The organism is Micromonospora sp. NPDC049047 (genome assembly GCF_040649135.1).
In the GTDB taxonomy this organism is placed as follows: domain Bacteria; phylum Actinomycetota; class Actinomycetes; order Mycobacteriales; family Micromonosporaceae; genus Micromonospora.
The window spans coordinates 189,812-214,717 of sequence record NZ_JBEZEY010000011.1; the positions used below are offsets into that span (position 1 = coordinate 189,812).

25 protein-coding genes and 1 tRNA gene are annotated in these 24,906 nt (G+C 71.0%); 14 read left to right on the forward strand and 12 right to left on the reverse strand.

The window, feature by feature from the left end; all coding sequences use genetic code 11:
* Window positions 1-6: 6 nt before the first annotated feature.
* From AB0B86_RS19675 to AB0B86_RS19705, 7 genes are all read left to right on the forward strand, one after another.
* Window positions 7-246 (forward strand): hypothetical protein, encoded by a 240-nt coding sequence (locus AB0B86_RS19675; protein WP_357418949.1) that lies wholly within the window; start codon window positions 7-9, stop codon window positions 244-246.
* A complete protein-coding gene (locus tag AB0B86_RS19680; protein WP_357418952.1) occupies window positions 243-533 on the forward strand; it encodes a hypothetical protein in 291 nt (96 codons plus the stop codon). The genes AB0B86_RS19675 and AB0B86_RS19680 overlap by 4 nt, the downstream gene beginning before the upstream one ends.
* Window positions 533-832 carry a hypothetical protein gene (locus AB0B86_RS19685; RefSeq protein ID WP_357418954.1) on the forward strand — a complete coding sequence of 100 codons (300 nt, stop codon included), beginning with the start codon at window positions 533-535 and terminating at the stop codon, window positions 830-832. Before AB0B86_RS19680 ends, AB0B86_RS19685 begins: the two co-directional genes overlap by 1 nt.
* 30 nt (window positions 833-862) lie before the next feature.
* A complete protein-coding gene (locus AB0B86_RS19690; RefSeq protein WP_357418956.1) occupies window positions 863-1,840 on the forward strand; it encodes a bifunctional DNA primase/polymerase in 978 nt (325 codons plus the stop codon).
* Window positions 1,837-3,396, forward strand: coding sequence for a hypothetical protein (locus AB0B86_RS19695; protein WP_357418958.1), 1,560 nt, complete (start codon window positions 1,837-1,839; stop codon window positions 3,394-3,396). The genes AB0B86_RS19690 and AB0B86_RS19695 overlap by 4 nt, the downstream gene beginning before the upstream one ends.
* 602 nt (window positions 3,397-3,998) lie before the next feature.
* Complete coding sequence (locus AB0B86_RS19700; protein WP_357418961.1) at window positions 3,999-4,208, forward strand: helix-turn-helix domain-containing protein; 210 nt, start codon at window positions 3,999-4,001, stop codon at window positions 4,206-4,208.
* A gap of 16 nt (window positions 4,209-4,224) precedes the next feature.
* Window positions 4,225-5,490 carry a tyrosine-type recombinase/integrase gene (locus AB0B86_RS19705; protein WP_357418964.1) on the forward strand — a complete coding sequence of 422 codons (1,266 nt, stop codon included), beginning with the start codon at window positions 4,225-4,227 and terminating at the stop codon, window positions 5,488-5,490.
* Window positions 5,491-5,576: 86 nt separating this feature from the next.
* Here the strand turns inward: AB0B86_RS19705 and AB0B86_RS19710 are convergent.
* Window positions 5,577-5,663: transfer RNA gene (locus AB0B86_RS19710), tRNA-Ser, on the reverse strand.
* A 75-nt stretch (window positions 5,664-5,738) separates the two neighbouring features.
* Here AB0B86_RS19710 and deoD point away from each other — a divergent pair.
* A complete protein-coding gene (gene deoD, locus AB0B86_RS19715; protein WP_030328147.1) occupies window positions 5,739-6,446 on the forward strand; it encodes a purine-nucleoside phosphorylase in 708 nt (235 codons plus the stop codon).
* A gap of 95 nt (window positions 6,447-6,541) precedes the next feature.
* Here the strand turns inward: deoD and AB0B86_RS19720 are convergent, their stop codons facing one another.
* Genes AB0B86_RS19720 through AB0B86_RS19735 form a run of 4 tightly spaced genes read right to left on the reverse strand, consistent with a single transcriptional unit; the run spans window position 6,542 to window position 10,036 of the window.
* Complete coding sequence (locus AB0B86_RS19720) at window positions 6,542-7,741, reverse strand: ABC transporter permease (protein ID WP_357418971.1); 1,200 nt, start codon at window positions 7,739-7,741, stop codon at window positions 6,542-6,544.
* On the reverse strand, window positions 7,741-8,436 hold the full coding sequence (locus AB0B86_RS19725) for an ABC transporter ATP-binding protein (RefSeq protein WP_357403793.1): 696 nt from the start codon (window positions 8,434-8,436) through the stop codon (window positions 7,741-7,743). The genes AB0B86_RS19720 and AB0B86_RS19725 overlap by 1 nt, the downstream gene beginning before the upstream one ends.
* Window positions 8,433-9,515: a peptidoglycan-binding domain-containing protein gene (locus AB0B86_RS19730; protein ID WP_357418974.1), complete on the reverse strand. Its 1,083-nt coding sequence runs from the start codon at window positions 9,513-9,515 to the stop codon at window positions 8,433-8,435. The genes AB0B86_RS19725 and AB0B86_RS19730 overlap by 4 nt, the downstream gene beginning before the upstream one ends.
* The gene (locus AB0B86_RS19735; RefSeq protein WP_357418977.1) at window positions 9,512-10,036 is read right to left on the reverse strand and encodes a hypothetical protein; all 525 of its coding nucleotides are present in this window, start codon (window positions 10,034-10,036) and stop codon (window positions 9,512-9,514) included. The genes AB0B86_RS19730 and AB0B86_RS19735 overlap by 4 nt, the downstream gene beginning before the upstream one ends.
* A 131-nt stretch (window positions 10,037-10,167) precedes the next feature.
* Here AB0B86_RS19735 and AB0B86_RS19740 point away from each other — a divergent pair, with 131 nt between their 5' ends.
* A complete protein-coding gene (locus AB0B86_RS19740) occupies window positions 10,168-10,824 on the forward strand; it encodes a response regulator transcription factor (RefSeq protein ID WP_357403787.1) in 657 nt (218 codons plus the stop codon).
* The gene (locus AB0B86_RS19745) at window positions 10,821-11,987 is read left to right on the forward strand and encodes a HAMP domain-containing sensor histidine kinase (RefSeq protein ID WP_357403785.1); all 1,167 of its coding nucleotides are present in this window, start codon (window positions 10,821-10,823) and stop codon (window positions 11,985-11,987) included. The genes AB0B86_RS19740 and AB0B86_RS19745 overlap by 4 nt, the downstream gene beginning before the upstream one ends.
* 16 nt (window positions 11,988-12,003) lie before the next feature.
* Here AB0B86_RS19745 and AB0B86_RS19750 read toward each other — a convergent pair whose 3' ends face one another.
* From AB0B86_RS19750 to AB0B86_RS19760, 3 genes are all read right to left on the reverse strand, one after another.
* Window positions 12,004-12,450: a nucleoside deaminase gene (locus tag AB0B86_RS19750; RefSeq protein ID WP_357404148.1), complete on the reverse strand. Its 447-nt coding sequence runs from the start codon at window positions 12,448-12,450 to the stop codon at window positions 12,004-12,006.
* Between the two features lie 145 nt (window positions 12,451-12,595).
* Window positions 12,596-13,123: a tRNA adenosine deaminase-associated protein gene (locus AB0B86_RS19755; RefSeq protein WP_357403783.1), complete on the reverse strand. Its 528-nt coding sequence runs from the start codon at window positions 13,121-13,123 to the stop codon at window positions 12,596-12,598.
* A gap of 379 nt (window positions 13,124-13,502) precedes the next feature.
* The gene (locus AB0B86_RS19760; RefSeq protein ID WP_357404146.1) at window positions 13,503-13,889 is read right to left on the reverse strand and encodes a hypothetical protein; all 387 of its coding nucleotides are present in this window, start codon (window positions 13,887-13,889) and stop codon (window positions 13,503-13,505) included.
* Window positions 13,890-13,959: 70 nt separating this feature from the next.
* Between AB0B86_RS19760 and AB0B86_RS19765 the strand changes: the two genes are divergently transcribed.
* A complete protein-coding gene (locus tag AB0B86_RS19765; RefSeq protein WP_357403781.1) occupies window positions 13,960-14,724 on the forward strand; it encodes a peptidoglycan DD-metalloendopeptidase family protein in 765 nt (254 codons plus the stop codon).
* A gap of 29 nt (window positions 14,725-14,753) precedes the next feature.
* Window positions 14,754-15,824 carry a PHP domain-containing protein gene (locus AB0B86_RS19770; protein WP_357403779.1) on the forward strand — a complete coding sequence of 357 codons (1,071 nt, stop codon included), beginning with the start codon at window positions 14,754-14,756 and terminating at the stop codon, window positions 15,822-15,824.
* Between the two features lie 126 nt (window positions 15,825-15,950).
* Here AB0B86_RS19770 and AB0B86_RS19775 read toward each other — a convergent pair whose 3' ends face one another.
* Complete coding sequence (locus AB0B86_RS19775; protein WP_357403777.1) at window positions 15,951-16,931, reverse strand: DMT family transporter; 981 nt, start codon at window positions 16,929-16,931, stop codon at window positions 15,951-15,953.
* 131 nt (window positions 16,932-17,062) lie between these two features.
* Between AB0B86_RS19775 and AB0B86_RS19780 the strand changes: the two genes are divergently transcribed.
* Window positions 17,063-18,733 (forward strand): DUF885 domain-containing protein, encoded by a 1,671-nt coding sequence (locus AB0B86_RS19780; RefSeq protein WP_357403775.1) that lies wholly within the window; start codon window positions 17,063-17,065, stop codon window positions 18,731-18,733.
* Window positions 18,734-18,801: 68 nt separating this feature from the next.
* Here the strand turns inward: AB0B86_RS19780 and AB0B86_RS19785 are convergent, their stop codons facing one another.
* From AB0B86_RS19785 to nudC, 3 genes are all read right to left on the reverse strand, one after another.
* Complete coding sequence (locus AB0B86_RS19785) at window positions 18,802-20,352, reverse strand: DUF6114 domain-containing protein (RefSeq protein ID WP_357403773.1); 1,551 nt, start codon at window positions 20,350-20,352, stop codon at window positions 18,802-18,804.
* Between the two features lie 77 nt (window positions 20,353-20,429).
* The gene (locus AB0B86_RS19790; RefSeq protein WP_357403771.1) at window positions 20,430-21,053 is read right to left on the reverse strand and encodes a DUF6230 family protein; all 624 of its coding nucleotides are present in this window, start codon (window positions 21,051-21,053) and stop codon (window positions 20,430-20,432) included.
* Window positions 21,054-21,401: 348 nt separating this feature from the next.
* Window positions 21,402-22,319, reverse strand: coding sequence for an NAD(+) diphosphatase (gene nudC, locus AB0B86_RS19795; RefSeq protein WP_357418991.1), 918 nt, complete (start codon window positions 22,317-22,319; stop codon window positions 21,402-21,404).
* A 180-nt stretch (window positions 22,320-22,499) separates the two neighbouring features.
* Here nudC and AB0B86_RS19800 point away from each other — a divergent pair, with 180 nt between their 5' ends.
* Complete coding sequence (locus tag AB0B86_RS19800; RefSeq protein WP_357403767.1) at window positions 22,500-24,314, forward strand: VanW family protein; 1,815 nt, start codon at window positions 22,500-22,502, stop codon at window positions 24,312-24,314.
* Window positions 24,315-24,906: the final 592 nt, after the last annotated feature.

Genomic DNA, 24,906 nt, shown 5'->3' on the forward strand with positions numbered 1-24,906 from the left:
CATTCCATGACCCCCATCCTCCTGCTCGCTAGCCTCGCCACCATCGGTTACGCAGCGTGCTACCTGGCGGTGTGTGCCGCGTCCCCGTGGGGACGCTGCGGACGCTGCCACGGTGCCCGCTTCCACCGCACCACGATCGGCACCCGACGCGACTGCCACCGCTGCGACGGCACCGGCATCCGCGTCCGACCCGGCCGACGCCTCATCGACTTCATCCGCGCCGAATACCGCGACGGCCACCCATGACCCGCCGCGACGGGCACACCGACTGGTGCGGCAAAGACCACCGCTGCAATCTCGGCGAGCACCGCTCCGACGAAATCGTGGTCGACGTTGCCGGCCGCTCCCGCGCCGTCCTCGTCAGGGTGCGTACCGCCGCCGGCCGCGAGCACGCCGAGGTGCGCGTCAGGGTCGCGCTCGCCCCGACCGAGGTGGCCGCCCGCCGGCAGTTGGTCGGGCTGCTCGGTGACCTGCGGGAGACCGTGACCCGCGCTGCCATCGCGGGTCGCCCCCGACCGAGGCGGGCTGCCTGATGCCCGCCGCGCGCCGCGACGGGCCGTCTCCGCGTGACGCCCGGCTGTCCGGGTTGGAGGTGTGGCTTACCGGCACGCCGGCCGAGCTGGACGCCGTCACGGCCGCGCTGGTCGACGCCGGGCACCTCACACAGCACGGCACCCGCCACCCGCTGACCGGCACCGACGCCGGCCGCTACCGGCTCTATCTACGCCTGAACGTCACCGCCGGGCGGCAGCGGCCCACCGGCACCCCGGACGCCCCTGGCGGCGCGCTGATCGACCTCACGGCCGCTCGCGCCGCCCGCCGCCCGGCCTGACCCGATTCCCCCGAACCTTTGGGAGATCTCATGTCTGACCTGTTGACCGCCGCGCTCTCGCACGCTGCGCGCGGCTGGCACGTCTTTCCCCTGCGTCCCGACGACCAACCCGACAACCCGGATGCGGCCAAGCGGCCCGCGTTCCCCAACCGTTGCACCGCCGAGCGTTGCCCCCGCATCGACCCGCGCTGCCGCGCTGCCGGCCGTCACGTGGGGTGGGAGGAGCGCGCCACCACCGACCCGGACCGAATCCGCCGGGCGTGGTCGACCTGCCCCTATGGCGTTGGTGTTGCCTGCGGCCCGTCCGGGTTGGTCGTGGTCGACCTGGACGTGCCGAAGCACGCCGAGGACACCCCGCCGCCACGGTGGGCCGGAGCGTGTGACGGCCTGGACGTGTTCGCCACCCTCGCCGCCGGACACGGCGGTATCGACGCCACGTACACCGTGACCACGGCCAGCGGCGGCAGTCACCTCTACTACCGCCACCCCGCCGGCGGGCCGGAGCTGCGCAACACCACCGGCGACCGAGGCGGGTTGGGCTGGAAGGTCGACACCCGCGCCCACGGCGGGTACGTCGTCGCCGCCGGTAGCACCGTCGCCGGTCACCCGTACGCGGTGGCGTTGGACTGCGACCCGGCGCCGCTGCCCGCGTGGATGGCCGGGCTGCTCGCCCCCGCCCCGCGACCCGCGCACCGCCCGGCCCTGGTGGCGCTGCCGGCCGATCGGCGCGGCGCGTACCTCGCGGCAGCGATCCGCCGGCAGGTCGACCACCTCACCGCCGCACCGGAGGGGCAGCGCAATCACGCCCTGTTCGCCTCAGCCGTGGCGCTCGGGCAGCTCGTGGCCGGGGGCGCGCTCACCACCGCCGACGTAAGCGCCGTATTGGAACCCGTCGCGCTGTCGCTCGGCCTGTCCGCTGGGGAGGTCGCTCGCACGATCGCGTCCGGGCTGCGGACCGGGGCGAACAACCCGCGCACCCTCGCCAGGGTGGGAAGGGCGGCGGCATGACGACCCGGTTGCAGATCGGCTCTGGTCCCGAAACGATCCGCGTGCTCAAGGCCGCGCTGGTCGACGGGCTGCTACCCGACACCTACGTGTCTGCCGGTTCGCTCGTGCACATGGAGGCTGTGTCCGGTGGGCTGGCCACCGCCGCCGATGAGGACTCGCCGCTGCCGGTGTCAGCCAGCATGGTCAACCCTGCCGGGCTGGCCGGGCTGCTGGCCGAGCACGCCTACGTGTACCGGCTCAAGACCCGCAAGGGCGACACCGGAGATCCCGAGGTCTACGAAGACGAAGTGACCCCACCCCGGGACATTCTGTCGTCGGTGCTGGCCGGGAAGACGTGGCCGGGCGTGCCGCCGCTGCGCGGGATCATCGGCGCTCCGGTGCTGCGGCGGGACGGCACCCTGTTGCAGCAACCGGGCTACGACCCGGCGACCGGCCTCTACCTGGCGTCTAAGGTGGCGCTTCCCCCGGTGCCGGACGAACCGACCCGGGAGCAGGTCGACGAGGCGCGCACGTTCCTGCTGGATCGGTTCCTGCGTGACTTCCCGTGGTCCAGTCCGGCGGACCGGGCGAACTATGTGGCGTTGCTGGCCACGCCGATCCTGCGGCACTTCACCCGCTCCCTAACTCCGTTCGCGCTGATCGACGCCACCATGCCCTCATCGGGTAAGACGATCCTCACGGCGGGGCCGGGGATGCTCTACGGGCAGCGGGTCATGACCTGGGCCTACTCCGATGAGGAACTGCGCAAGTCCATCACGGCGGTGCTGGCCGAGCAGGTCGGCGTGGTGATCTGGGACAACCTGGCCGAGGGCACCGTCATCGACTCGGCCGTGCTCGCCCAACTCGTCACCTCCGGTGTCTGGTCCGACCGGCAGCTCGGTGCGTCGCGCAACGTCGCCACCGTCAACGACCGGCTCTGGATGGCCACCGGCAACAACCTCCAGGTAGGCGGGGACATGGCCTCCCGCACCGTGCGGGTGCGCCTCGACCCGGACATGCCCCGCCCCGAGCTGCGCGACCAACGCGGGTTCGGCATTCCCCACCTTGACCAGTGGATCACCGACCCGGCCAACCAACTCACCGTCCTGTGGCACCTGCTCGTGCTGGTGCTCGACTGGACGCGGCGGGGAGCACCTCGGGTGTCGGGGTTGTCAATGCGGCAGTTCACGCCGTGGGCGCAAGCCCTCGGCGGGTTCCTCGCCCATCACGGCATCGATGGGTTCCTGACCAACGCGGCCGATATCCGTGAGATCGATGAAGACGAAACGCGCTGGCGCGCGTTCCTCACCTGCTGGCACGACCGCCACGGCGGCCGTGCGATGACCGCCGCCGAACTGCGCCAAGACGGTGAGCCGATGCACCTCGGTAGCGATGTGAACGACCCGTGGGATGGGCAGTTCATCACCACTCACAACGGCCGCCTACCCAACCCGCTGCAACTCGGCCGACTCCTGACCGGGCAGGCCGGGCGATGGCGCGGCGAACACGTCGTCCGCGCTGGCCGCAACGACCGAGGCGACCGGTCCGTGTTCTGGGTCGAACGGCACGAGGGGTGAAACCCGCTGAACCATCTCCGCATCTCCGCAACGCCGCACCGACCCCTCGCCACCAGGGGAAACACTCTGCAGAGATCAGAACCATGAGGATCATCGATCTCCGCATCTCCGCAACCAACTGCGGAGATCCCGGCTCTTTGCGGAGATGACCCCTCACCACCCCGCTCTATCTCCGCAAGCATTTGCCCAGCTCACAGGCATGTTTGCGGAGATGCGGAGATGCGGAGATGGTTCAGCCGCTCTCACGCAGAACAACCGACCACCCGCCGCCGACCCACCACCGCGACCCGCTGAGAGCCACACAGCCAGATCCGCGCGTGGCCTAACCCCAACCCATCGCAGATCTTGGCTCTACGGCGTTCTCAGCGGTCGGCTCTACGCCCTCCTGCCGCACCACCACCCCGAGTCTCCACAACTGACCAGCACGGCCCGGAAGGCATCCACGATGCGAATCAGGCTGCACGGCACCCCTACCGAAACCGCCGCCACCCTCGCAGCGCTTGTCCACGTGCTCACCATTCGACACGCCGGCCGGCCTTACCCCGACCGGCCTCTCTCCACCCGCCACCGGATTTACCTCTTCACCATTCCGAGGGGCAGAAGTGACGACCACCGACACCCGCATTGTCCTGACCATCGAACAGGCCGCCCATCGTCTCGGAATCGGCCGCACGACGATGTACGCGCTCGTCAAGACCGGCCAGATTCGGACCGTGACGATCGGTCGTCTCCGCCGGGTTCCCGCGTTCTGCCTCGACGAGTATGTCCAAAACCTTCTGACCGACTCGACCACCTTGCCAAACGCCGCCTAGGAAAGGCTCGGAACTCATGGGGAAGCGCAAACCAAACGGGGCATCGAGCATCTACCAGGGCAGCGACGGGCATTGGCACGGCCGCGTGACCGTCGGCATTAAGGACGACGGCAGCCCCGACCGCCGCCACGTCCGAGGCAAGACCGAGGCCATCGTCACTCGCAAGGTGCGCGATTTGGAACGCGACCGCGACAAGGGCACCGTCCGCAAGGCGGGACAGTCGTGGACGGTCAAGAGCTGGCTCACGCACTGGGTAGAGAACATCGCCGCGCCGGCCGTTCGCGACAACACGATCGCCGGATACCGGGTTGCCGTGTACCGGCACCTGATTCCCGGACTCGGCGCGCACCGCCTGGAGAAGCTGCAACCCGAGCACGTGGAGAAGCTGACCCGCAAGATGCAGGCAGCCGGCAGCGCCGCCGCCACCGCCCACCAGGCCCACCGCACTCTGCGGACTGCCCTCAACGAGGCGGTGCGCCGGCAACACTTGGTGCGCAACCCCGCCAGCCTGGCGAAAGCGCCGCGCCTCGAAGACGGAGAGGTCGAACCGTATTCGGTAGAAGAAGTGCAGCGGCTATTGATCGACGCGAGCGAACGGCGAAATAGCGCGCGGTGGGCAATCGCGCTTTCACTCGGACTGCGGCAAGGCGAAGTGCTGGGCTTGAAATGGGATGACGTAGATCTCGGCGGCGGGACGCTTACCGTCCGCCGCGCCCGGCAGCGCCCCAAATGGAAGCACGGTTGCTCGAAACCGTGCGGCCGCAAGTTCGGCGGCCACTGCCCCGACCGGCAGCCGCTACGCGCGGAAACCGCCGACACGAAATCACGGGCCGGACGGCGCAGTATCGGAGTTCCGGATCCCCTGGTTGCCCTGCTACGCCAGCACCGGGAGGAACAGGATGCCGAGCGCGAAAAGGCCGCGCAACTCTGGACGGATACCGGCTATCTCTTCACCACACCGACCGGCGGCCCGGTCAACCCGCGCACCGACTACACCGAATGGAAGCGGCTGCTCACCCGCGCTGGACTGCGCGATGGGCGACTGCACGACGCCCGGCACACTGCGGCAACGGTGCTACTGATTCTCGGTGTGGCCGAGCGTGCCGTGATGGGCATCATGGGGTGGTCGGACTCCGGCATGGCACGGCGCTACCAACACATCACGGGGCAGGTTCGCCGGGACGTGGCTATGCGGGTGGGTGGTCTGCTCTGGCAACCGACGCAGAGCGCCGACAACGACCCGGACGACGGGGCAGCGGGGGTACTCAGCAAGGCGTCGTGAGAGCAACTGAGACCACAACTGAGACCACGACGAAGAAACGCCCGGTGACTCACGGAGAGTCGCCGGGCGTTTCGCCTGTTGCAGAGCGGTGGCGGAGGGATTTGAACCCTCGGAGGGCGTTAACCCTCACACGCTTTCGAGGCGTGCTCCTTAGGCCGCTCGGACACGCCACCGCCGACGAGGGTACAGGACCGCCGGTTCGGACGCCGAACCGGTATCGCCCGGGCCGGCCTGGCAGGATCTTTGCCATGAGTACGCACATCGGCGCGAAGCCGGGCGAGATCGCCGAGCGGGTCCTGATGCCGGGTGACCCCCTGCGGGCCAAGTGGATCGCGGAGACCTACCTCGAGGGCGCCACCTGCTACTCGACGGTTCGGGGCATGCTGGGTTTCACCGGCCGCTGGAACGGCGTCGAGGTTTCCGTCCAGGGCTCCGGCATGGGCATGCCGTCCGCCTCCATCTACGCGCACGAGTTGATCAACGAGTACGGCGTGAAGACGCTGATCCGGGTTGGCTCCTGCGGTGCCCTCAGCACCGACCTGCAACTGCGCGACGTGGTGGCCGCGATCGGGTCGTCCACCGACTCGAACATGAACCGGATGCGCTTCGACGGGTTGATCGACTACGCGCCGGTGGCTGACTTCGGGCTGCTGCGTACCTCGGTCGAGGTGGCCGAGCGGCGCGGCATCAGCATGCACGTCGGGCCGATCCTGGCGGCGGACGCCTTCTACACCGACCGGCCGGACCTCTACGACACCCTCGCCGACTACGGCGTGCTGGCGGTGGAGATGGAGTCGGCGGCGCTCTACACGATCGCCGCCCGGTTCAAGGCCCGGGCGCTCACCGTGCTGACCGTCAGCGACCACATCAAGACCGGCGAGAAGACCACCTCGGAGGAGCGGGAGCAGACGTTCAGCCAGATGGTCGAGATCGCCCTGGACACGATCATCGCCTGACCCGTGCCGAGAGCGGCATGACTCATTCGGTATAAGAATACCCCTGGGTCATGCCGCTCTTTCGGCTCATGCCAGCCAGACCGCCACACGCGCCGTCAGACAGCGGCCAGCGCCTCCGTCGGCGCTAGGCGGGCGGCGCGCACCGCCGGGTAGAGGCCCGCGAAACCGCCGATGACCAGTGTCGCGCCCACTCCGCCGAGTATCGCCCCGGCCGGGACCACAGTCGGCCAGTCCTGGGAGAACGCGTACCCCGAGGTGACAAGCACACCCAGCACCACCCCGCCGATCCCGCCGAGCGCGGAGAGCAGCAGCGATTCGGCGAGGAACTGGGTCCGTACCTGGCCACGGGTCGCGCCGAGCGAACGGCGTAGGCCGATCTCGGCCCGCCGTTCCAGCACGGAGATCACCATGGTGTTCGCCACGCCGACACCGCCGACCAGCAGGGCGACCGCGCCCAGACCCAGCAGCAGTCCGGTGAACGCGTCGTCGGTCGCCTCGGCGGCGGCGAGCGCGTCGGAGGGCCGGGACACCTCGACCTCGTTCGGCGCCTCCGGGTTGGCGGTCGCGCCGAGCACCGAGCGGACCGCCTCGACCTGTGCCTCCCGCGCCCTCGTGTAGATGGTGGTGGGGTGCCCGTCGAAGCCCAGGTAGTCGGCCGCCGCCGGCCAGCCGACAAGCGCCGAGGTGTCCAGCTCCGGCGCGAGTGGCGCGGCGGCGAGGACGCCCACCACCGTGAACGACCGCCCGCCCACCCACACCTGCACCTGCGGGTCGGCCGCGACGATCCCGAGCCGTTGTGCCGCGCCGGCGCCCAGCACCACCGCCGGATAGTGTTCGGTCGCCTCGTTGAGCCAGGTACCGCTTGTCAGCTCGGCCCCGACGGTGCCGAGCAGGTCCAGCCGGGCGGCCCGGGTGGCGATGCCTCCGGTCTCCGCGGCCGGGATCCGATCCGAACGGTAGACCTTGGCGTCGGTGACCTGCCCGGTTGCGGACACCTCGGTCACCGGGCCGATCCGCCCGATCATGGCGATCGACTCGTCGGGCAGTTGGGCGTCCGCCCCGAACAGGGTGTTGCCCGGCTCGACGGTGAGCAGGTTGGTGCCGAGGGCGTCGAGCGCGCGGTCCAACTCCGCCCGGGACGACGACGAGATCCCGACGACCGCGATCATCGCGGCGATACCGATGGCGATGCCCAGGGCGGAGAGGAACGCCCGGAGCGGACGGGTCCGTAGCCCCACCCCGCCGACCCGCAGGATGTCCGCCGGTCCCAGCCGGGCCGGGGTCAACGTCGCCATCAGCCGACCCCGCCTGGCGTACCGGCCGAGTCGTGCCGCACCGCGCCGTCGCGCATCCGCACCTGCCGGGGCAGCCCCGCCGCGATCTCCCGGTCGTGGGTGATCACCACGACGGTGGTACCGGCCCGGTGCAGCTCGTGCAGCAGCTCCAGCACCCCGGCACCGGACGCGGAGTCCAGGTTGCCGGTCGGCTCGTCGGCGAGCAGCACCGCCGGCTCGCCGACCACCGCCCGCGCCACTGCCACCCGCTGCCGTTCCCCGCCGGACAGTTCGTGCGGCCGGTGCCCGAGCCGGTGGCCCAGGCCGACCCGGACCAGCGCGGCCCGCGCGCGTTCGCGCCGCCGCCGCAGGGGTACGCCGGAGTAGAGCAACCCGTCCGCCACGTTGTCCACTATCGGAACGCCGGGGGCCAGGTGGAACTGCTGGAAGACGAAGCCGATCCGGGTGGCCCGCAGGGCTGACAACTCCCGGTCGGTCAGCTTCGCCGCGTCGTACCCGTCGATCAGCACGCTGCCCGACGACGGCCGGTCCAGGGTGCCGATCAGGTGCAGCATCGTCGACTTGCCCGACCCGGACGGGCCGACGATCGCCACCAGCTCGCCGTGGCCGATCCGCAGTGACACGTCGTTCAACGCCACGACGTCGCCGGCGTACCGTTTGCTGACCCGGTCGAGCACTATCACCTCGCCGGTCATCCCGGCACCACCACCAGCGTGCCCTCGGTGACGTCCGCGCCGGTGATTTCCACCCGGCCGTCGGCGAACAACCCGGTGGTCACCGCGACGACCCGGCTCGCCTCCCCCTCGGCGAGCTGGACGCCGTAGCCGCCCTCGGCGAGCGCGAGAAGCGCCGACACCGGCACGGTGAGGACGTCCTTGCGCTCCGCGGCGGTGAAGACGACGTCGGCGCTGGCCTGGTCGAAGCCGGCGAGCGCCTTCGGGTCGGCGACCGCGACCGTCACCTCGATCTTCGTCTCGGCCTCGCCGGACTGCCCGTTGGCTCCGGCGGCGCCGGCCTGGATGACGGTCTCGACAGTGCTGACCGTGCCCGCCACCGTCCGACCGTCCGGCAGCCGCACGGTGACCTTCGCGTTCCGCTTCGCCAGCCGCTGGTCGTCCACGTCCAACTCGACGGTGACCAGGCGGCTGGTGCCGGTGTAGGCGAGCACCGCCTGACCGGGTTGGGTGAGATCACCGACGTCCGCCTGGTGGCTCTCCACCCGGACCTCCCGGTCGGCGTAGATGATCCGCCCCGGCTCGACCCGACCGGTCTCGGCCAGGCCCAGGTCCTCCTGCCAGTCCCGGACCGCGTCGGCGGTGGCGCCGGTGTACTCGTCGTCGACCGTGAAGCCGGTGTAGCCCAACGCCTTGAGGTTCCGCTCGAACTGCGCGACGTCGGCACCCGCCAGCCCGGGGGCGAGGGTCCGGTACGCGGGCAACCCGCCGTAGAGGAGCACCACCTCCTCGTTGTCGACCGAGTAGAGCGCCCGCCCCCGCTGCACAGTCGACCCGGTCGGCGGCAACGCGGTGACAGTGCCGCTGAGCTTCGCCGTGGCGGTACGCGTAGCGCCGTACCCCAACTCGCCCTCGGCGGTCTCCGCGTCGGCGAGGGTCTGCCGGGTGACAGGCGCGGTGGCCGGTGGCGCGCTGCCGGCCTCGGCCCGGTCCCCGCCGCCGAAGCCCACCGCGGCGCTCACGCCCACGGCGGCGACCAGCAGCACGACTCCGCCGATGACGGCGGCGCGCAGCCGGGCGCGTCGGGAAACGCCGCTCACCGGCCACCTCCGAACTGTGGTGCGTGCTGCCGGCACTTCTCCAGTGCGGCCTTCATGGCCGGGTCGCCGATGTCGATCGCGTTGTCGCCCACCCCGATCCGGACCCGTCCGTCGGCGTCCGGATCCGGGAAGTCCGGCACCCCGTTCTCCCGCATGCACTTGGCCAGCGTGCGCATCTGCTCGGCCTGCTCGGGGTTGAGCTGCGGCCCCTGCCCACCGTTCGGCAGTTTGTCCTGGCACTTCTCCATGGCCGCCTGGACCTTCTGCCGGTCCACGTCCGCGCCGAACCGGAAGTTGGGACGGCCGCCCGGCTCCGGGTCGGGCAGGTCGACGCCGTTCTCCCGCATACAGCGGGAAAAGGCGAGCTGTTTGTCCGAATCGCTTACCGGCGCGCCGCTGGCCGTGGCGCTTGTCGTCGCCCCGCCGGCGGTCGCCACCCCGCCGCCGTCGTCGCCTCCCGCGCCGCACCCGGCCAGCGCCAGGGTGAGCAGGACAGGTACCGCGAGCAGTTGCCGCCGCATGGTGTCCACCTCCGCTGTGGGTCCGACGCGACTCGTCGGACGTCGACACCCAGTGCACGGCAGCGGGCGTATCCCCGGCGTTACCGTCGGCGGTTATGCCGCAGTTACCGCACCCCGGGGACCATGGAGGGGTGAGAGTGCTGGTGGTCGAGGACGAGACGGTGCTGGCGGACGCCATCGCGGAGTGGCTGCGTCGGGAGTCGTTCGCTGTGGACGTGGCGTACGACGGCGACGCCGCACTGGAGCGGCTCGGCGTCAACGAGTACGCGGTGGTGGTGCTGGACCGGGACCTGCCGGTGGTGCACGGCGACGACGTGTGCCGGGCGATCGTGGACGCGGGCGGGGAGACCCGGGTGCTGATGCTGACCGCGGCGGCAGCGGTCCGGGAGCGGGTGGCGGGGTTGGCGATCGGTGCCGACGACTACCTGACCAAGCCGTTCGCCCTCGTCGAGTTGTCGGCGCGGGTGCACGCGCTGACCCGGCGGGCCCGCCCGGCGGCTCCGCCGACGCTGCGCCGCGCGGGCATCCAGCTCGACCCGGCACGGCACGAGGTACGCCGCGACGACCGGCACGTGGCGCTGTCCCGCAAGGAGTTCGCGGTGCTCGTCGAGTTGCTGCGCGCCGACGGAGCGGTGGTCTCCGCCGAGGATCTGCTGGAACGCGCCTGGGACGAGCACATCGACCCGTTCACAAATGTCGTCCGGGTCACCGTGATGAAGCTGCGCCGCAAGCTCGGCGACCCGCCGGTGATCGAGACGGTGCCCGGCGCGGGGTATCAGATCCGATGAAGCGGCTGACCATCCGCGCCCGACTCACCCTGATCTACGGCGGGCTCTTCCTGCTGGCCGGGGTGGTCCTGCTGGCCGTCACGTACGTGCTCGTGGATCAGCGCACGGCGCAGCCGTTCGGGGTGAGCCTGCGCGACCTGCCGAGGACCTCCCCCACGACACCCAGCGGCCAGAACGTCGACAACCTGCGCAACCTGTTGCAGGAGGTGCAGGACGAGGCGAAACGCAACGCGTTGGAGTCGCTGCTCACCCAGGGCGGCATCGCGTTGATCGTGGTGTCGACGGTGGCGATCGCCTTCGGCTGGTTGCTCGCCGGCCGGGCGTTGCAGCCCCTGCACCAGATCACCGGAACGGCCCGACGGATCGCCGGCGCGGACACCGCCGGCCGGGGCCTGCACGAGCGGATCGCGCTCACCGGCCCCCGCGACGAGGTACGCGAACTCGCCGACACGTTCGACGAGATGCTGGAACGGTTGGACAGGTCCTTCGACGGGCAGCGCCGGTTCGTGGCGAACGCCTCGCACGAGCTGCGTACCCCACTGGCGCTCAACCGGGCCCTGGTGGAGCTGGCGGTCAGCCGGCCGGACGCGTCGGCGGAGACACGCCGGCTGGGTGAGTCGCTGCTGGCGATCAACGAGCGGCACGAGCGGCTCATCGACGGCCTGCTGACCCTTGCCGACTCGGAGAACGAGCTGACCGAGCGTACGCCGATCGACCTGGCCGAGGTCTGCGCGCACGTCATCGATCAGGCCGAGAAGCAGGCACCTGACGTCCCGGTGCGCCGATCGCTGGCGCCGGCCCCGGTCAGCGGCGACCCGGTGCTTGTGGAACGACTCACCGTCAACCTGGTGGAGAACGCGGTGCGGCACAACCTGCCCGCCGACGGTTGGGTCGAGGTTCGCACCGGCCGGACCGACGGCCAGGCCACCCTGACGGTGACGAACACCGGTCCGCCGATCGCCGGCTACGACATCGAAACGATGTTCCAGCCGTTCCGCCGGCTGTCGCGGGAACGGGTCGCCGGTGCGCGGGGCTTCGGGTTGGGGTTGTCCATCGTGCGCGCGGTGGCCCGCGCACACGGTGGCACGGTTGAGGCGCAGCCCCGCCCGGCGGGCGGCTTGATCGTCACGGTCACCCTGCCGGCGGCCGGACCGCCGGCCTGACCGGGTCGGGTGTCCCTCAGCGGAAGAAGGCGCGCAGGACCGCTGCGGTCTCGGCTTCCAGGACGCCGCCGTAGACCTCTGGTCGGTGGTTGAGCCGGCGGTCGCGGAGCACGTCCCAGAGCGAGCCGGCCGCGCCGGTCTTGGGTTCCCACGCCCCGAAGACGACTGTGGAGACCCGGGCCAGCACCAGCGCCCCCGCGCACATGGTGCACGGTTCCAACGTGACCACCAGGGTGCAGCCGTCCAGCCGCCACCGGCCAGACCGCTCGGCCCCCCGACGCAGGGCCAGCACCTCGGCGTGCGCGGTCGGGTCGCCGGTCAACTCCCGCTCGTTGCGTCCGCTTGCCAGCTCGGTCCCGTCCGGCCCGTAGAGCACCGCGCCCACCGGCACGTCGTCCACGTCACCGGCACCTGCCGCGACACCGCCGGTGCCGGTGACGGCGACCTCCAGGGCACGGCGCATCCACAGTTCGTGCCGCTGCCTGCGGCCGAGCTCACCCGGGTCGGCCAGGCCCTCGTGCGCGCCCGGCCCGGCCCGGCCCACCACACCGGGAGTCGGCTGCCCCGGTCGGATCGTCTCCAGTGCCGGGTCGGTGGCGTCGGCCGGCTCAGACCTCACGCAACTCCTCGACCTCGTCGGCGCAGCCGAGCACCTGGCAGATCTCGGCGGTGACATCCGCCGGCAGCATCCCCTCGTGCGTACACAGGGCGAGCAGCTTCTGCGCGGAGATGCCCAGGTTGGCCAGCAGGTCGGCCTCACCCACCGGATCGGCCTCCGGGTCGACGGCGGGCTGCTCGCTCTCCTCGTCACCGGTGGTCGCCGGGCGGGCCTCCTCGTCGCCGTCGAGGCCGGTGACCGAGGTCTTCAGGTCACCGACGAGCAGTGCGCCCAGCGGGGACTCCTCGGCGTACGCGGAATCCGAACCGAACACCCGCAGATCCTCGCCCTCGTCGAGACGCAGGATCACCAGGTACGCGTCATCTGCCTCGACGAAGAGCAGCGACACGTCGGCCTCCTGGTCGACGTCACGCAGCCGCTCGGCGACCTCGTCGATGTCGGTGGCGCCACGCAGGCTGACCTCGGCGGCGGTCCAGCCACTGTCGTCGCGCACAACGGCCGCAGCGAAGTACGACACGGTCCCCCCAATAGCCCTCGACACAGCGTCGACTCGTTACGCGTGCACGTTAGCCGGTCGGGTCGGCAGGCGACTCGTCAACGCCCCGAAGGGTCGGTCATTCCTGACAAAGTCGAATCAGCCGGCTACCCGACGGCGGGTAGCGATGAGCTGGCGCAGACGCTCGGTGCGCTGCCGCTGCGGTCGGCTGCGCTGGCGGACCGCACGGGCGCCCGCCAACTCGGCAAGCAACTGCAGGCGGCGGCGACAGCGATCGGGGTCCTGTCGCGGAGTGGTCCAGGCCATAGTGCCGAGCGTGCCGAGTCTCGGCGGCCACGTCAAGACGGCGTTCGCTACGCAGCCAACCGGGCACGCGGCGCAGTCGTCGGCGCCCCTCTGATCACCACAGCGGCCAGTCACCGCTGGTGGCCCAGCGGACCGCCACCACGGCGGCGGCGATGCTCCAGCCACCCGCCGTGACGATGGCCACCCCGGCGGCGACCCCGCGATCGCCGTAGCGGACCAGCACCAACGCGGTAAGCCACGCCAGCAGACCCGCCAGCACCGTCCACCACGCGTAGCTCATCACATCGGTGCCCAGCAGGCCGAACAGCAGCAGCCAGGTGGTCGCCGCGCCACCACCGGCGGCGACGCCACCACCGGTGACCGGGTGCGGCTCGCGGTAGGTGGGGCGGGACGGGGGCCCGGCCGGGAAGAGTCCGGACGGGATCCGCGCCACCTGAGGTGCGGCGGCACCGGGATCCGGGCCGGGGTCGGGTCGGGTGATCGCCACCGTCGCTGCCCTCCCTCACGCGCGCCGCTCGTGCTCACGGTACCGGCTCTGCCAGGATGACCGGATGCCCTCGCCGACGATCAGCCAACGCGTGCGCCCGGCGTACCCGATCCTGCTGCTTCTCGTCCCGGTGCTGGCCGCCGGCTGCGCGACCACCCGGCCGGGAGTGCCGCCCGAGGGAGCACCACAGACGCCGTCGGCGGTCTGGGCGACCGCCGACCAGCCGGCGTCGCCGACGGCCGCGCCGACGCCGACCGGCCCGGCCCGCCCGAAGCCGTCGCCGGCCAGCCCGTCGGCGACGGCACCGCGCAGCGGGCTGCGGCATGTCTTTCCGGTACGCGCCGGCAACGTCGACTATCACCCGACCCACGGGGCGTACCCCGCCACGGATCTCTTCGCCAACTGCGGTGAACCGTTCGTCGCGGTGACCGACGGGACGGTGCTGGAGGTCAGCCGCGTCGACAAGTACCGCAAGGGTGGGCCGCAGGGTCCGGACAACGGCGGCCTGTCGGTCTCCCTGCTCGGCGACGACGGCGTGCGTTACTACGGCTCGCACCTGAGCGTCGTGTCCAGCGGCGTCGACGCCGGGGTGCGGGTCCGTGCCGGGCAGCAGCTCGGCAAGGTGGGCCGCACCGGCAACGCCAACAACGTCTGCCACGTGCACTTCGGCATCTCGCCGCCCTGTGCCGGCAAGGACGGCTGGTGGATCCGGCGCGGCGTGCTCTGGCCGGCGCGGTACCTGGATTCGTGGCGCGCCGGCGGCAATCGGGAACCGGCCGCCGAGGTCGTCGCGTGGCAGCGTAAACACGGCTGTCCGAAGGCTCCCTGACCGGTCCCGCAGGGACTAGGTTCGGTGGGATGAAGGCCCGGGACCCCATCGCCGACCTGCGCCGCATCGCGTTCCTGTTGGAGCGGGCGAACGAGGCGACATACCGCGTCCGGGCGTTCCGGTCGGCGGCGACGGCGTTGGCGGGTCTGCCGGCGACCGAGGTGGCCGCGCGGGCCGGCAACGGCACGCTCACCGAGTTGGCCGGTGTTGGCGACGTGACGGCCCGGTGCGTGGCGGAGTCGCTTGCCGGCGAGGAGCCGGTCTACCTGCGCCGGCTGCTGGCGACCGAGGGCAGTGACCTGGATGCCGAGGCCACGGCGCTGCGCGCCGCCCTGCGGGGCGACTGCCACACCCACTCGGACTGGTCCGACGGCGGCTCGCCGATCGAGGAGATGGCGCTGGCCGCTGTCGAGTTGGGCCACGAATATCTGGTGCTTACCGACCACTCGCCGCGACTGACGGTGGCCCGAGGGCTGACCGCCGAGCGCCTACGCCGGCAGCTCGACCACGTGGCGCAGGTGAACGCGGCGCTGCCCGAGGGCTTCCGGATCCTCACCGGCATCGAGGTGGACATCCTCGCCGACGGTTCCCTCGACCAGGACGACGAACTGCTGGCCCGGCTGGACGTGGTGGTCGGCTCGGTGCACAGCGGCCTGAAGGACGAACGGTCGAAGATGACCCGTCGCATGCTGAGGGCTGTCGCCAACCCGCACCTGGACATCCTCGGTCACGTCACCGGCCGGATGGTCTCGTCCCGCCCGGCCGGGGTGACCGGCCCGGGCGACCGGGGGCACCGCGCCCGGACCAGGGCGGAGAGTGACTTCGACGCGGACGCCGTCTTCGCCGCCTGCGCCGAGCACGACACCGCCGTCGAAATCAACTCGCGGCCGGAGCGGCAGGATCCGCCGAAGCGCCTGATCCGCCGGGCGCTGGAGGCCGGCTGCCGGTTCGCCATCAACACCGACGCGCACGCGCCCGGCCAACTCGACTGGCAACGGTTCGGCTGTGAGCGGGCCGCCCGCTGCGGCGTCCCCGCCGATCTGGTGGTCAACACCTGGCCGGCGGAGCAACTGGTGGCCTGGACGCACAACCGCGGCTGACCTACCCACCCCGCCAGGTGGGCGCCGGCCGCCGGGGCGGTGATCCACTCGGGTTTCTTGACGTCGGGGTATCCCGGTCCGCCGGATACCCCGATTTTCAGGAAGTCGAGTCGATCAGCTGGTCGGTCAGCGGCGGGCCGGTTCGGCGGCGGGTGCGGCGGGAACGCCGACGCCGACCACCGGACGAGGCTTGCGGCGACCGAACACACCCTGCGCGACAGCGACCCCCAGCAGCACGATGAGCGCGCCGACCGGCTGGTGCCAGTTGAGCCGCTCGTCGAGCGCCACCGCCCCGATCAGCACCGCGAAGATCGGGATCAGGTACGTGACGGTGGACGCGGTACTCGCGCCAGCCACCCGGATGTTGCGCATGTTGATCACGAAGGCAAGCCCCGTGCCGAGCGCGCCGAGCGCCAGCACGCTGGCGACCACCCCCGCCGACAACTCGGTGGGCAGCGGCGGCAGGCCGGCGACGAACGGGGTGACGACTGCCAGTTGCGCGGCGGCGAGCAGCAGTTGCGCCGCGGAGAGCGACAGGCCGGAGTGCGTGCTACCGGCGACGAACCGCTTCTGGTACGGGATGGCGACGCCGTAGCAGGCGGCCGCGCCGAAGCACATCAACTGCCCGGTGAAGTGCGCCCCGCCGATGCCCTCCCAGACCCCCAACACCACAAGCACCCCGAGGAAACCGAGCCCGAGCCCGATCGCGCGACGCACTGTCAACTTTTCGGTGCGGAAGACCAGCACCGCCAGCGGCAGCACGATCAGGGGCGTGGTGGCGTTCCAGATGCCGGCGAGCATCGACTCGACCCGCTGCTCGCCGTAGCCGAAGAGGGTGAACGGCACGGCCACACCGAACGCGGCGACGACGGTCAGGTGCGCCCAGATCCGCGGCTCGCGGGGCAGCCGGTCGCGCACCACGGCGAGGACGACCAGGAGCGTCAACGCGCCGGCGACGACCCGGTAGAGGGTGAGCTGGACCGGGTGCAACTCGGCCACCCCGACCTTGATGAACAGAAAGCTGGAACCCCAGATCGCGGCGAGGGCGACGAAGCCTGGCAGCCAGGCGCGAGCCGGCGCCTTGTCAGGAGTGGTATCGGCAGTCACCCCTGACACTCTGCCGGAGCCCACCGACAAAGTCGCGTGCCTTTTCACTGTTGCGCCGCGAGTCACGTCACCGGCCTGATCACGACAAACGTCGTCGACACGAAGGCGGGGGGGTCACGTAGGGTCGCACCGTGGGACGAATCGATGAAATCGCCAACCGTTATGTGGCCGAGTGGGCGCCGTTGAGCCCGACCGGCGCGACCTTCGTCGGCATCGCCGGCCATGACGATCAGCTCGACGACCTCTCGCCGGAGGGTTACCGGGCGCGTGCGGACCTCACCCGCCGCACGCTCGCCGAACTCGAGGTGACCGAACCGCAGGATGAGTCCGAGCGGATCGCCAAGGAGGCCATGCAGGAACGGCTCGGCCTGGACCTGGCCCTGTACGACGCCGGTGAGACGACAAGCGGCGTCAGCGTGATCGCGAGCGGGCTGCACGAGATCCGTATGGTGTTCGACCTGATGCCGACCGCGACAAGCGACGAGCAGGCGAACATCGCGGCCCGGCTCAACGGCTTCGCCGGCGCGCTGGAGAACTACAAGGTCACCCTCCGGGAGGCCCTCGCCGCCGGTCAGGTCAGCTCGAAGGTGCAGCTGGTCGAGGTGGCCAAGCAGTGCGACATCTGGGTCGACCCGAGCGGGGACAACTTCTTCCACGGGCTGGTCGAGCGGCTGGGCGCAGCGGGCTCGCTCGACGCGGAGCTGCGGCGGGGCGCGGCGGCGGCGACCGCGGCGACAGCGGAGTTCGGTCAGTTCCTGCGTACCGAGCTGGCCCCGCACGGGCGGGACAAGCAGGCCGCCGGCCGGGAGCGCTACGAGCTCGCCTCGCAGTACTTCCTCGGTGCCAAGATCGACCTGGACGAGACGTACGCCTGGGGCTTCGCGGAGCTGGCCCGCCTGGAGGCGGAGATGCGGACCGTCGCGGGGCGCATCGCCGGCTCCGGGGCCACCGTCGACGAGGCCGTGGCCAAGCTGGACGCCGACCCGACGCGGACCATCCAGGGCAAGGAGGCGTTCCGGGACTGGATGCAGGCCCTCGCCGACAAGGCGATCGCCGAGCTGCACGGCACCCACTTCGACATCCCGGAGCAGGTCCGCCGGATCGAGTGCTGCCTCGCCCCGACGAGTGACGGGGCCATCTACTACACCGGCCCGAGCGAGGACTTCTCCCGGCCGGGCCGGATGTGGTGGGCGGTGCCGCAGAGCATCACCGACTTCTCCACCTGGCGGGAGGTGACGACGGTGTACCACGAGGGCGTGCCCGGTCACCACCTCCAGGTGGCGCAGACCGCCGTCCGAGCCGACCTGCTCAACCGCTGGCAGCGACTGCTCTGCTGGGTCTCCGGGCACGGCGAGGGCTGGGCGCTCTACTCGGAGCGGCTGATGGACGAGCTGGGCTACCTGGAGGACCCGGGCGACAAGCTGGGCATGCTCGACGGCCAGGCGATGCGTGCCGCCCGGGTGATCGTCGACATCGGCATGCACCTGGAGTTGGAGATCCCCAAGGACAATCCGTTCGGCTTCCACCCGGGCGAGCGGTGGACACCCGAGTTGGGTTGGGAGTTCATGCGGGCGCACTGCCGGGTGCCGGACGAGAATCTGCGCTTCGAACTGAACCGCTACCTCGGCTGGCCGGGGCAGGCGCCGTCGTACAAGGTGGGTGAGCGGATCTGGCTCCAGGCCCGCGAGGACGCCAAGGCCCGCAAGGGTGCGGATTTCAACCTGCGGGAGTTCCACCGGCAGGCGCTGGACCTGGGCGGGCTGGGCCTCGACCCGCTGCGTCGGGCGCTGGCTCGACTCTGAGTTCATCGGCGGTTCGAGCGCCGGCGGTACGCCAACCGCCGGCGCTCGGACCATACGGCGGGTGCGGTTCAGCCGAGGGTCAGCGCCAACGCCGGTCGGGCGGTAAGCGTGTTACTTGTGACGTATGCCAGGTCGATGACCGGGTCGGTGAACGTGATCGGGATCGGCGAGGTGATCGGCACACCGTCCGGCAGCGGCAGATCCGGCGTCAGTGTGATCTTGATGCCAACGAGCCGGCCGACGAACCGGGTGGCGTAGAACGCCACGTCTCCGCTGACGGTCAACCGGTCCGTCGCGTACCGCTGGTTGCGCCCGGCGGGGCCGTCGGCGCTGAGCAGGAAGTCGTCGGTCACCGCCTCACTCATGCTGAACTTCAGCACCTTGAGGTCGCCCCGCTCGGTACGCAGGTCGGTGACCCCGTCGAACCGCAGGCCGGTCATCCGGACCGACGATCCGGTGAGCTTGGACGGCGTCTGCGCCACCTTCGGCAGGGTCGGATCGGCGGCGATGCGCGGCAGCGGCGTGCCCGGCTCGACCTTGCCCGGCTCGTCGGGCGTCGGCGTACCCGGCTGGCCCGGGGTTGGGGTGCCCGGCTTGCCGGGGGTCGCCGGGCTGGACCCGTCCGGTGCCGGCGTCGAACAGTCGCCAGGCCCGTCCGTCGGCGTACCGGTCGGTCCCGCTATGGGCGTGGCGGCCAGGCTCGGCAACGGTTCCGGGGCCTGCGCGCGACGCCCACCATCAAGCAGATCGCCGATTCCGTCCAGGATGTCGGTGACCACGTTGCCATCCGGTTCCGGGCTCGGGGTCGGCGCGGCCGGGCTGTCGCTGGGCGACGGGCTGGCATCCCGGGACGGGGTGGGGCAGTCGGTCGAGGCGACCCGGATCGGGGCTGCCCGTACCCCTTGGGGTTGGATGGCCAGCCCACCGGCGGCCAGGCCGAGCACCACGAGAACGACGCCGAACGCCCGGTGCGGGTCGGTCGGTCGTTCCGTCCTGGTGGGCGGCTCGCCGTCGTCGGACGTCTGGGACGCGGTCGGGAGGACGCCCCACCCGCCGTCGTCGGACGCCCGGGCCGCCGGGAGGACGCCCCGCTCGACGGTGGCCGGCTCGGCATCCGACCACGCATCGCCGGCCTGCTCCGCACCGGCAGGCCCGGCGGCAGTCGGCTCGGCATCCGACTGCTCACCGCCGGCCGGTTCGACGCCAGCGAGCTCACCGTCAGTTTGTGGCGGGCCCGGCGTCCACGCGAAGGCGAGCGCACTGCCGACAATGCCGAGCAGCAGACCGACGAAGAAGCCGCCGAGGTTGAGCCCGATCAGCGAGTAGACCGCGGTGACCGCCGCGACTATCGAATAGAACAGGCGCTGCGCCGGGGTGATCCACAGCAGCAGCCCGCAGGTGACCAGAATGATCGGGATCAGCAGCGAGAGCAGGCCGCTCGCCCCACTGTGGAAGCTGAGACCGTTGAGGGTCATCCGGGTGGACGCAAACATCTCCAGCCCGGCCAGTGCGGTGAACAGGCCACCGAGGAACGGTCGACTGCGCCGCCAGCGGCGGAAGAGCCGCCACGCCTGCGCCAGACCGCCGGGCCGGGCGTGGGACGGGTTCGCGGTTGTCACGTACTCCTCCTGGCCACGCGGGGAAGGGGACACGGGCCGGACCCGCGGCGTTGGCGCGCCGCGGGCCACGGCTCACCTTAGAAGCACTCCTTGCCCTTGGCGTCCTCGCCCACGTTGACCTTCAGCCGAAGCCCAACCAGGTTGAACGTGGCCGCCGTGGTGTAGCGGGACACCTGCTGCAGGTTGGTGATGGTCACGTGGTCGGAGTTCTGGCCGAACGAGCCGGCCTGCGCCGTCGGGTTCAGGTCGGTGGCGTCCCGACCGATCTTGATGTTGGTGAAGGTCGCGTTGCCGTTCAGCGAGTCCATGGCGATCAGCAGGTCCTTGGCCCGTGCGGGCTCCTTGCCCTCGCCGGCGTTGATGGTGAGCACCACCGGCAGGCCCGGCAGGTCGGCGCGGACGGACTGGCAGAGGCTGTACAACTCGGCGTCGCTGATCTCGGAGAGCGCGACCGGGTGGACCTGGCCGGGCTTGCCGTCCTTGCCCTTCTCCCGGACGATGCCGCCGTACTGCTTGAAGCCGTCGCCCTCAAGGCGTTCGGCGCCGATCTTGAAGGTCTGGCCGGAGACCGTGATGTCGGAGGCGATCGCGCCCGTCGACATTCCGAAAAGGATGGCCCCGGCGGCGGCCGTAGCGGGCACCGCCATGGCGGCGAACCGCCGCCACCGGGTGCGACCCTGATTCTTCAACCGATCCTGCACGGGGTTCCTCCTCGAGGTGGATGCGCGCGGCTTGCCGGTGACGAACTGGCGGCCCTACACCGGGCTCGGCATCTGTTACCGGCGGGTAACGATCGGGGTTGATGGTGCACCCGTTGGGGCGTAGCTCACAACCCCCCGATTACTCGGCAGTAATAGGGGGCCACCTGGAGGCCAGCGCCGCGTCACGATGGGTTGCGGCATATGCCGGCTAAAAAACGGCAAAAGTGACGGCGATTGGGGCGATTTCTCGGAATCGCTGCGGAGCGTGACCAGTCATGGCCCGATCACAATAATGTAACGACGACACGGCGGTGGTTTGGCTGCGGCTGGGGTCCCTATCGGACAAGGTCAGACCTCGGTCAACCAGTCCTCGAGCAGGCGGTGGTCGATCGCGTCCACCCGACCGAGCGTACGGCCGGAAGCCACCCGATCCCGCAGCTCCGCTCGGGTGAACCAGCGCGCCTCCAGCAACTCCTCGCCGTCGACGCGTACCTCGTCGGACGTGGCGGTGGCCCGGAAACCAACCATCAGGCCGGCGGGGAACGGCCACGCCTGCGACCCCTGATATGTCACGTCGGTGACGGCCACGCCCGCCTCCTCGGCCATCTCCCGACGGACCGCGTCCTCCAGGCTTTCGCCGACCTCCACGAAGCCGGCAAGCGTCGAGAACGCGTCCTCGGCCGCACCGGCGTGCCGGGCCAGCAGGCACCGGCCCGGCGGGCCGGGCGCCTCGACCAGCACGATGATCGCCGGTTCGATCCGGGGAAAGAGGAGACGGCCACAGCCAGCGCCGGTGCAGGTGCGCATGTGTCCGCCGCCCGCCGCTTCGGCCGGCGCCCCGCACGCCCCGCAGTACCGCTGCTGCCGATGCCAGTGCAGCAGACCCCTGGCGTACGCCTGAACGGCCGCGGCACCCGGTTCGAGCTGCCCGACCAGGGCGCGCACGTCGACGGAACGTGCCGCACCGGCCATCTCGACGGCGGCCCGTTCAGAAAGTGCGGACAGGTCAACGGCGAACATCGCCACCGCACCGTCGAGCCCCAGGAAGACCGTCTCACCCGCAGCGGACCGGACGAGCGACGCCCGCTCCGCAGTGAGCCGGACCGGCCCGTCCGCGTCGACGAGGCAGCGGTCCCGCCACAACGCCAGCACCACGGTGCTCGACTCGCAGAGCAGTGCGCTCAACCGGGCCGGATCGGTGCGCAGGGCGGCCGCCCGGTCCAGCCAATCGCCGCCGTACGCCAACACCCGCTCCGCAGTGTCCACCCGGTCACCGTGCCACGCGCGTGCTCCGCCGTTGGCACCGCCCCCATGCCCCAACGAAACGCCGGGCGACACGCGGTGGCAGCACCGGATGGGCGCAGCCGGCGGACGGCCCGGCATTCGTTACCGTAGGTGCCTCCGGGAGGGCGTACCTCCCGCGGCACCCTGGCGATCGAGGTTGCAGTGACGCTGTACGGCGAAAAGAATCCCCCCGCCGACGACCGGCCCACCGTGCAGGTCACCGCGGTCACCTGGCCGGAAGACGAACCGGCGACCACCTCAGCTGCGGGTGAGCCCGAGGGTGGCCCGAGCCGTCCCCGCCGGGTACGAATGCTGCTCGCCACCGGCGTCACCGGCGGCGTCCTCGCCGCCGTGGCGGGTGCCGGCGCCTGGGCGTACGCCGGGGACGTCCCCCGAGGCACCAACGTGCTCGGCACCGAACTGGGCGGCCGGAGCCGCGCGGACGCCGACCGGGAACTACGCGCCGAGCTGGACCGGCGGGCGGCGGCTCTCGCCGGCCCGCTGACGATCACCGTCAACGGGCGGACCGCCGAGATCAACCCGGCCGAGGTGGGCTTGGCCGTCGACGTGCCGGCGACCGTCGCGGCAGCGGCTGCCGCCGACGCGCACCCGGTCAGCCGCCTGGTCGGCTCCCGCACCGTCGACCCGGTGGTCACCGTCGACGTGGACCGGCTGGACGACGCGCTCCGCAAGGTACTCGGCGACCAGGTCCAGGGCATGACGATGCCGGCGATCACCTACCAGGGCACCACACCGAAGGTCGTACCGCCCAAACCCGGGTTGGCCTTGGCACCGCAACGCTCGGCCGAGGTGGTGCGGGCCGGCTGGCTGGCCGGCACCCCGATCACCGTGCCGCTTGTGGAGAGCCACCCGGCAACCACCCCGGAAGAGTTGGACCGGTTGGTCACCGAGCTGGCCAAGCCCGCGGTCGCCGCGCCGGTCACCCTGCGTACCGACAAGGGTTCGATGCAGGTCCCGCCCGCCGCCATCGCGAAGAGCCTGCGGTTCGCCGCAGACAAGACCGGCAAGCTGACCCCCTCGGTGGACGTCAAACGGCTCCGGGCGGCGCTCGGCGACGACCTGGCCGCCATCGAGGTACCGCCCCAGAACGCCACGATGACCATCGTCGGTGGCCGGCCCACCACCAAGGACGGGCGACCCGGTCAGCAACTGGACACCACGACGCTGAGTCAGGACCTGCTGGCCGTACTGCCCAGGACGGACGGCCGCGAGGTGAGCGGCGAACTGAAGCCGACGCCACCCGAACTGACCGCCGAGAAGCTGACCGGACTCGGCATCAAGGAGCGGGTGTCCACCTTCACCACCCGCTTCACCGGCGGCCTGGCCTCCTCGCGCAGCCAGAACATCGCGACAATCGCGAAGCAGGTGGACGGCACGGTGGTCCTGCCGGGGAAGACGTTCTCGCTGAACGGTCACACCGGCGAGCGCGGCTACGCCCAGGGCTACCGGGACGCACCCGTCATCCTCGGCGGAAAGCTCGTGCCGGGCGTCGGCGGCGGCACCTCACAGTTCACCACCACGCTGTTCAACGCGACGTACTACGCCGGGCTGGAAGACGTCGAGCACAAGCCCCACTCGTACTGGTTCGACCGCTACCCGGCGGTCATCGAGTCGACGATCTTCTGGCCGGACCTGGACTTCAAATTCCGCAACAACACCGAGTACGGCGTTCTCATCGACACGTCGTACACGTCGAGCACTATCACCGTGTCGATCTGGAGCACGAAGATCTACGACAGCGTGAAGACGGAGTACGGGCCGCGTCGCAACATCACCACACCGAAGCTGATCCACCTGGAGCCCGGCCCGTCCTGCATCGCGACCAATGGCATAAACGGCTTCACCCAGGACGCCTTCCGGGTCATCAAGAAGAACGGCGCTGTGGTCAAGCGGGAGAAGTTCACCTGGCGCTACGACGCGGAGCCCCGTTACGTCTGCGGGCCGAAGCCCTCCTGATCCGGTCTTGTGGTTCTGGGGTCCGGCGGGGCCCGGGTCCGGTCGGGCTCCGAGGCCGGCAAGGGCTCTGGGATCCGGTCGGGGCTTCGGGGCTCCGGGCCGGCGGGGCTCCGGGCCGGCGGGGCTCCGGGTCGGCCCGTTACGCGACCTGCGCGAGTGCCCCGGCGGTGACCTGGGCGGGGTGCTGAAGTGCGGCAGCACCAGTGGCGACGGTGGCGAATTCGCGGTGTGGCTGGGCCGACCACGGCAGCGTCGTGATGGTGTTCCCCGGCCGTTCGATCGCCGACGCCAGCGGGCTGATGCGTAACCCTCCGCCAGGAGATGCAGACCCGGGGGGGTGATCCACGCCCGCCCTACCCCTTGATCGACTCCTCGCCGCCGGCTGATCGACTCGGTTTCCTGATACCCGGGGTGTCACCCGGTCGCGGATACCGCGGTTTCCGGGAACCCGAGTCGATCAGGTAACACGCGTCGACCGACCCCGGCCGGGAACCCCGCCCGGGGGGGGAATGCAGATAGGGCCACCCCGCATGGGGTGGCCCTATCTGGAAGATTGTCCGGCGGCGTCCTACTCTCCCACACCCTCACGAGT

What these genes read in the sequence shown, in the direction of transcription:
- AB0B86_RS19675 (WP_357418949.1), top strand. Translation starts at nt 7, where the DNA reads ATGACCCCCATCCTCCTGCTCGCTAGCCTCGCCACCATCGGTTACGCA.
- AB0B86_RS19680 (WP_357418952.1), top strand. Translation starts at nt 243, where the DNA reads ATGACCCGCCGCGACGGGCACACCGACTGGTGCGGCAAAGACCACCGC.
- AB0B86_RS19685 (WP_357418954.1), top strand. Translation starts at nt 533, where the DNA reads ATGCCCGCCGCGCGCCGCGACGGGCCGTCTCCGCGTGACGCCCGGCTG.
- AB0B86_RS19690 (WP_357418956.1), top strand. Translation starts at nt 863, where the DNA reads ATGTCTGACCTGTTGACCGCCGCGCTCTCGCACGCTGCGCGCGGCTGG.
- AB0B86_RS19695 (WP_357418958.1), top strand. Translation starts at nt 1,837, where the DNA reads ATGACGACCCGGTTGCAGATCGGCTCTGGTCCCGAAACGATCCGCGTG.
- AB0B86_RS19705 (WP_357418964.1), top strand. Translation starts at nt 4,225, where the DNA reads ATGGGGAAGCGCAAACCAAACGGGGCATCGAGCATCTACCAGGGCAGC.
- deoD (WP_030328147.1), top strand. Translation starts at nt 5,739, where the DNA reads ATGAGTACGCACATCGGCGCGAAGCCGGGCGAGATCGCCGAGCGGGTC.
- AB0B86_RS19720 (WP_357418971.1), bottom strand. Translation starts at nt 7,741, where the DNA reads ATGGCGACGTTGACCCCGGCCCGGCTGGGACCGGCGGACATCCTGCGG.
- AB0B86_RS19725 (WP_357403793.1), bottom strand. Translation starts at nt 8,436, where the DNA reads ATGACCGGCGAGGTGATAGTGCTCGACCGGGTCAGCAAACGGTACGCC.
- AB0B86_RS19735 (WP_357418977.1), bottom strand. Translation starts at nt 10,036, where the DNA reads ATGCGGCGGCAACTGCTCGCGGTACCTGTCCTGCTCACCCTGGCGCTG.
- AB0B86_RS19745 (WP_357403785.1), top strand. Translation starts at nt 10,821, where the DNA reads ATGAAGCGGCTGACCATCCGCGCCCGACTCACCCTGATCTACGGCGGG.
- AB0B86_RS19750 (WP_357404148.1), bottom strand. Translation starts at nt 12,450, where the DNA reads ATGCGCCGTGCCCTGGAGGTCGCCGTCACCGGCACCGGCGGTGTCGCG.
- AB0B86_RS19765 (WP_357403781.1), top strand. Translation starts at nt 13,960, where the DNA reads ATGCCCTCGCCGACGATCAGCCAACGCGTGCGCCCGGCGTACCCGATC.
- AB0B86_RS19770 (WP_357403779.1), top strand. Translation starts at nt 14,754, where the DNA reads ATGAAGGCCCGGGACCCCATCGCCGACCTGCGCCGCATCGCGTTCCTG.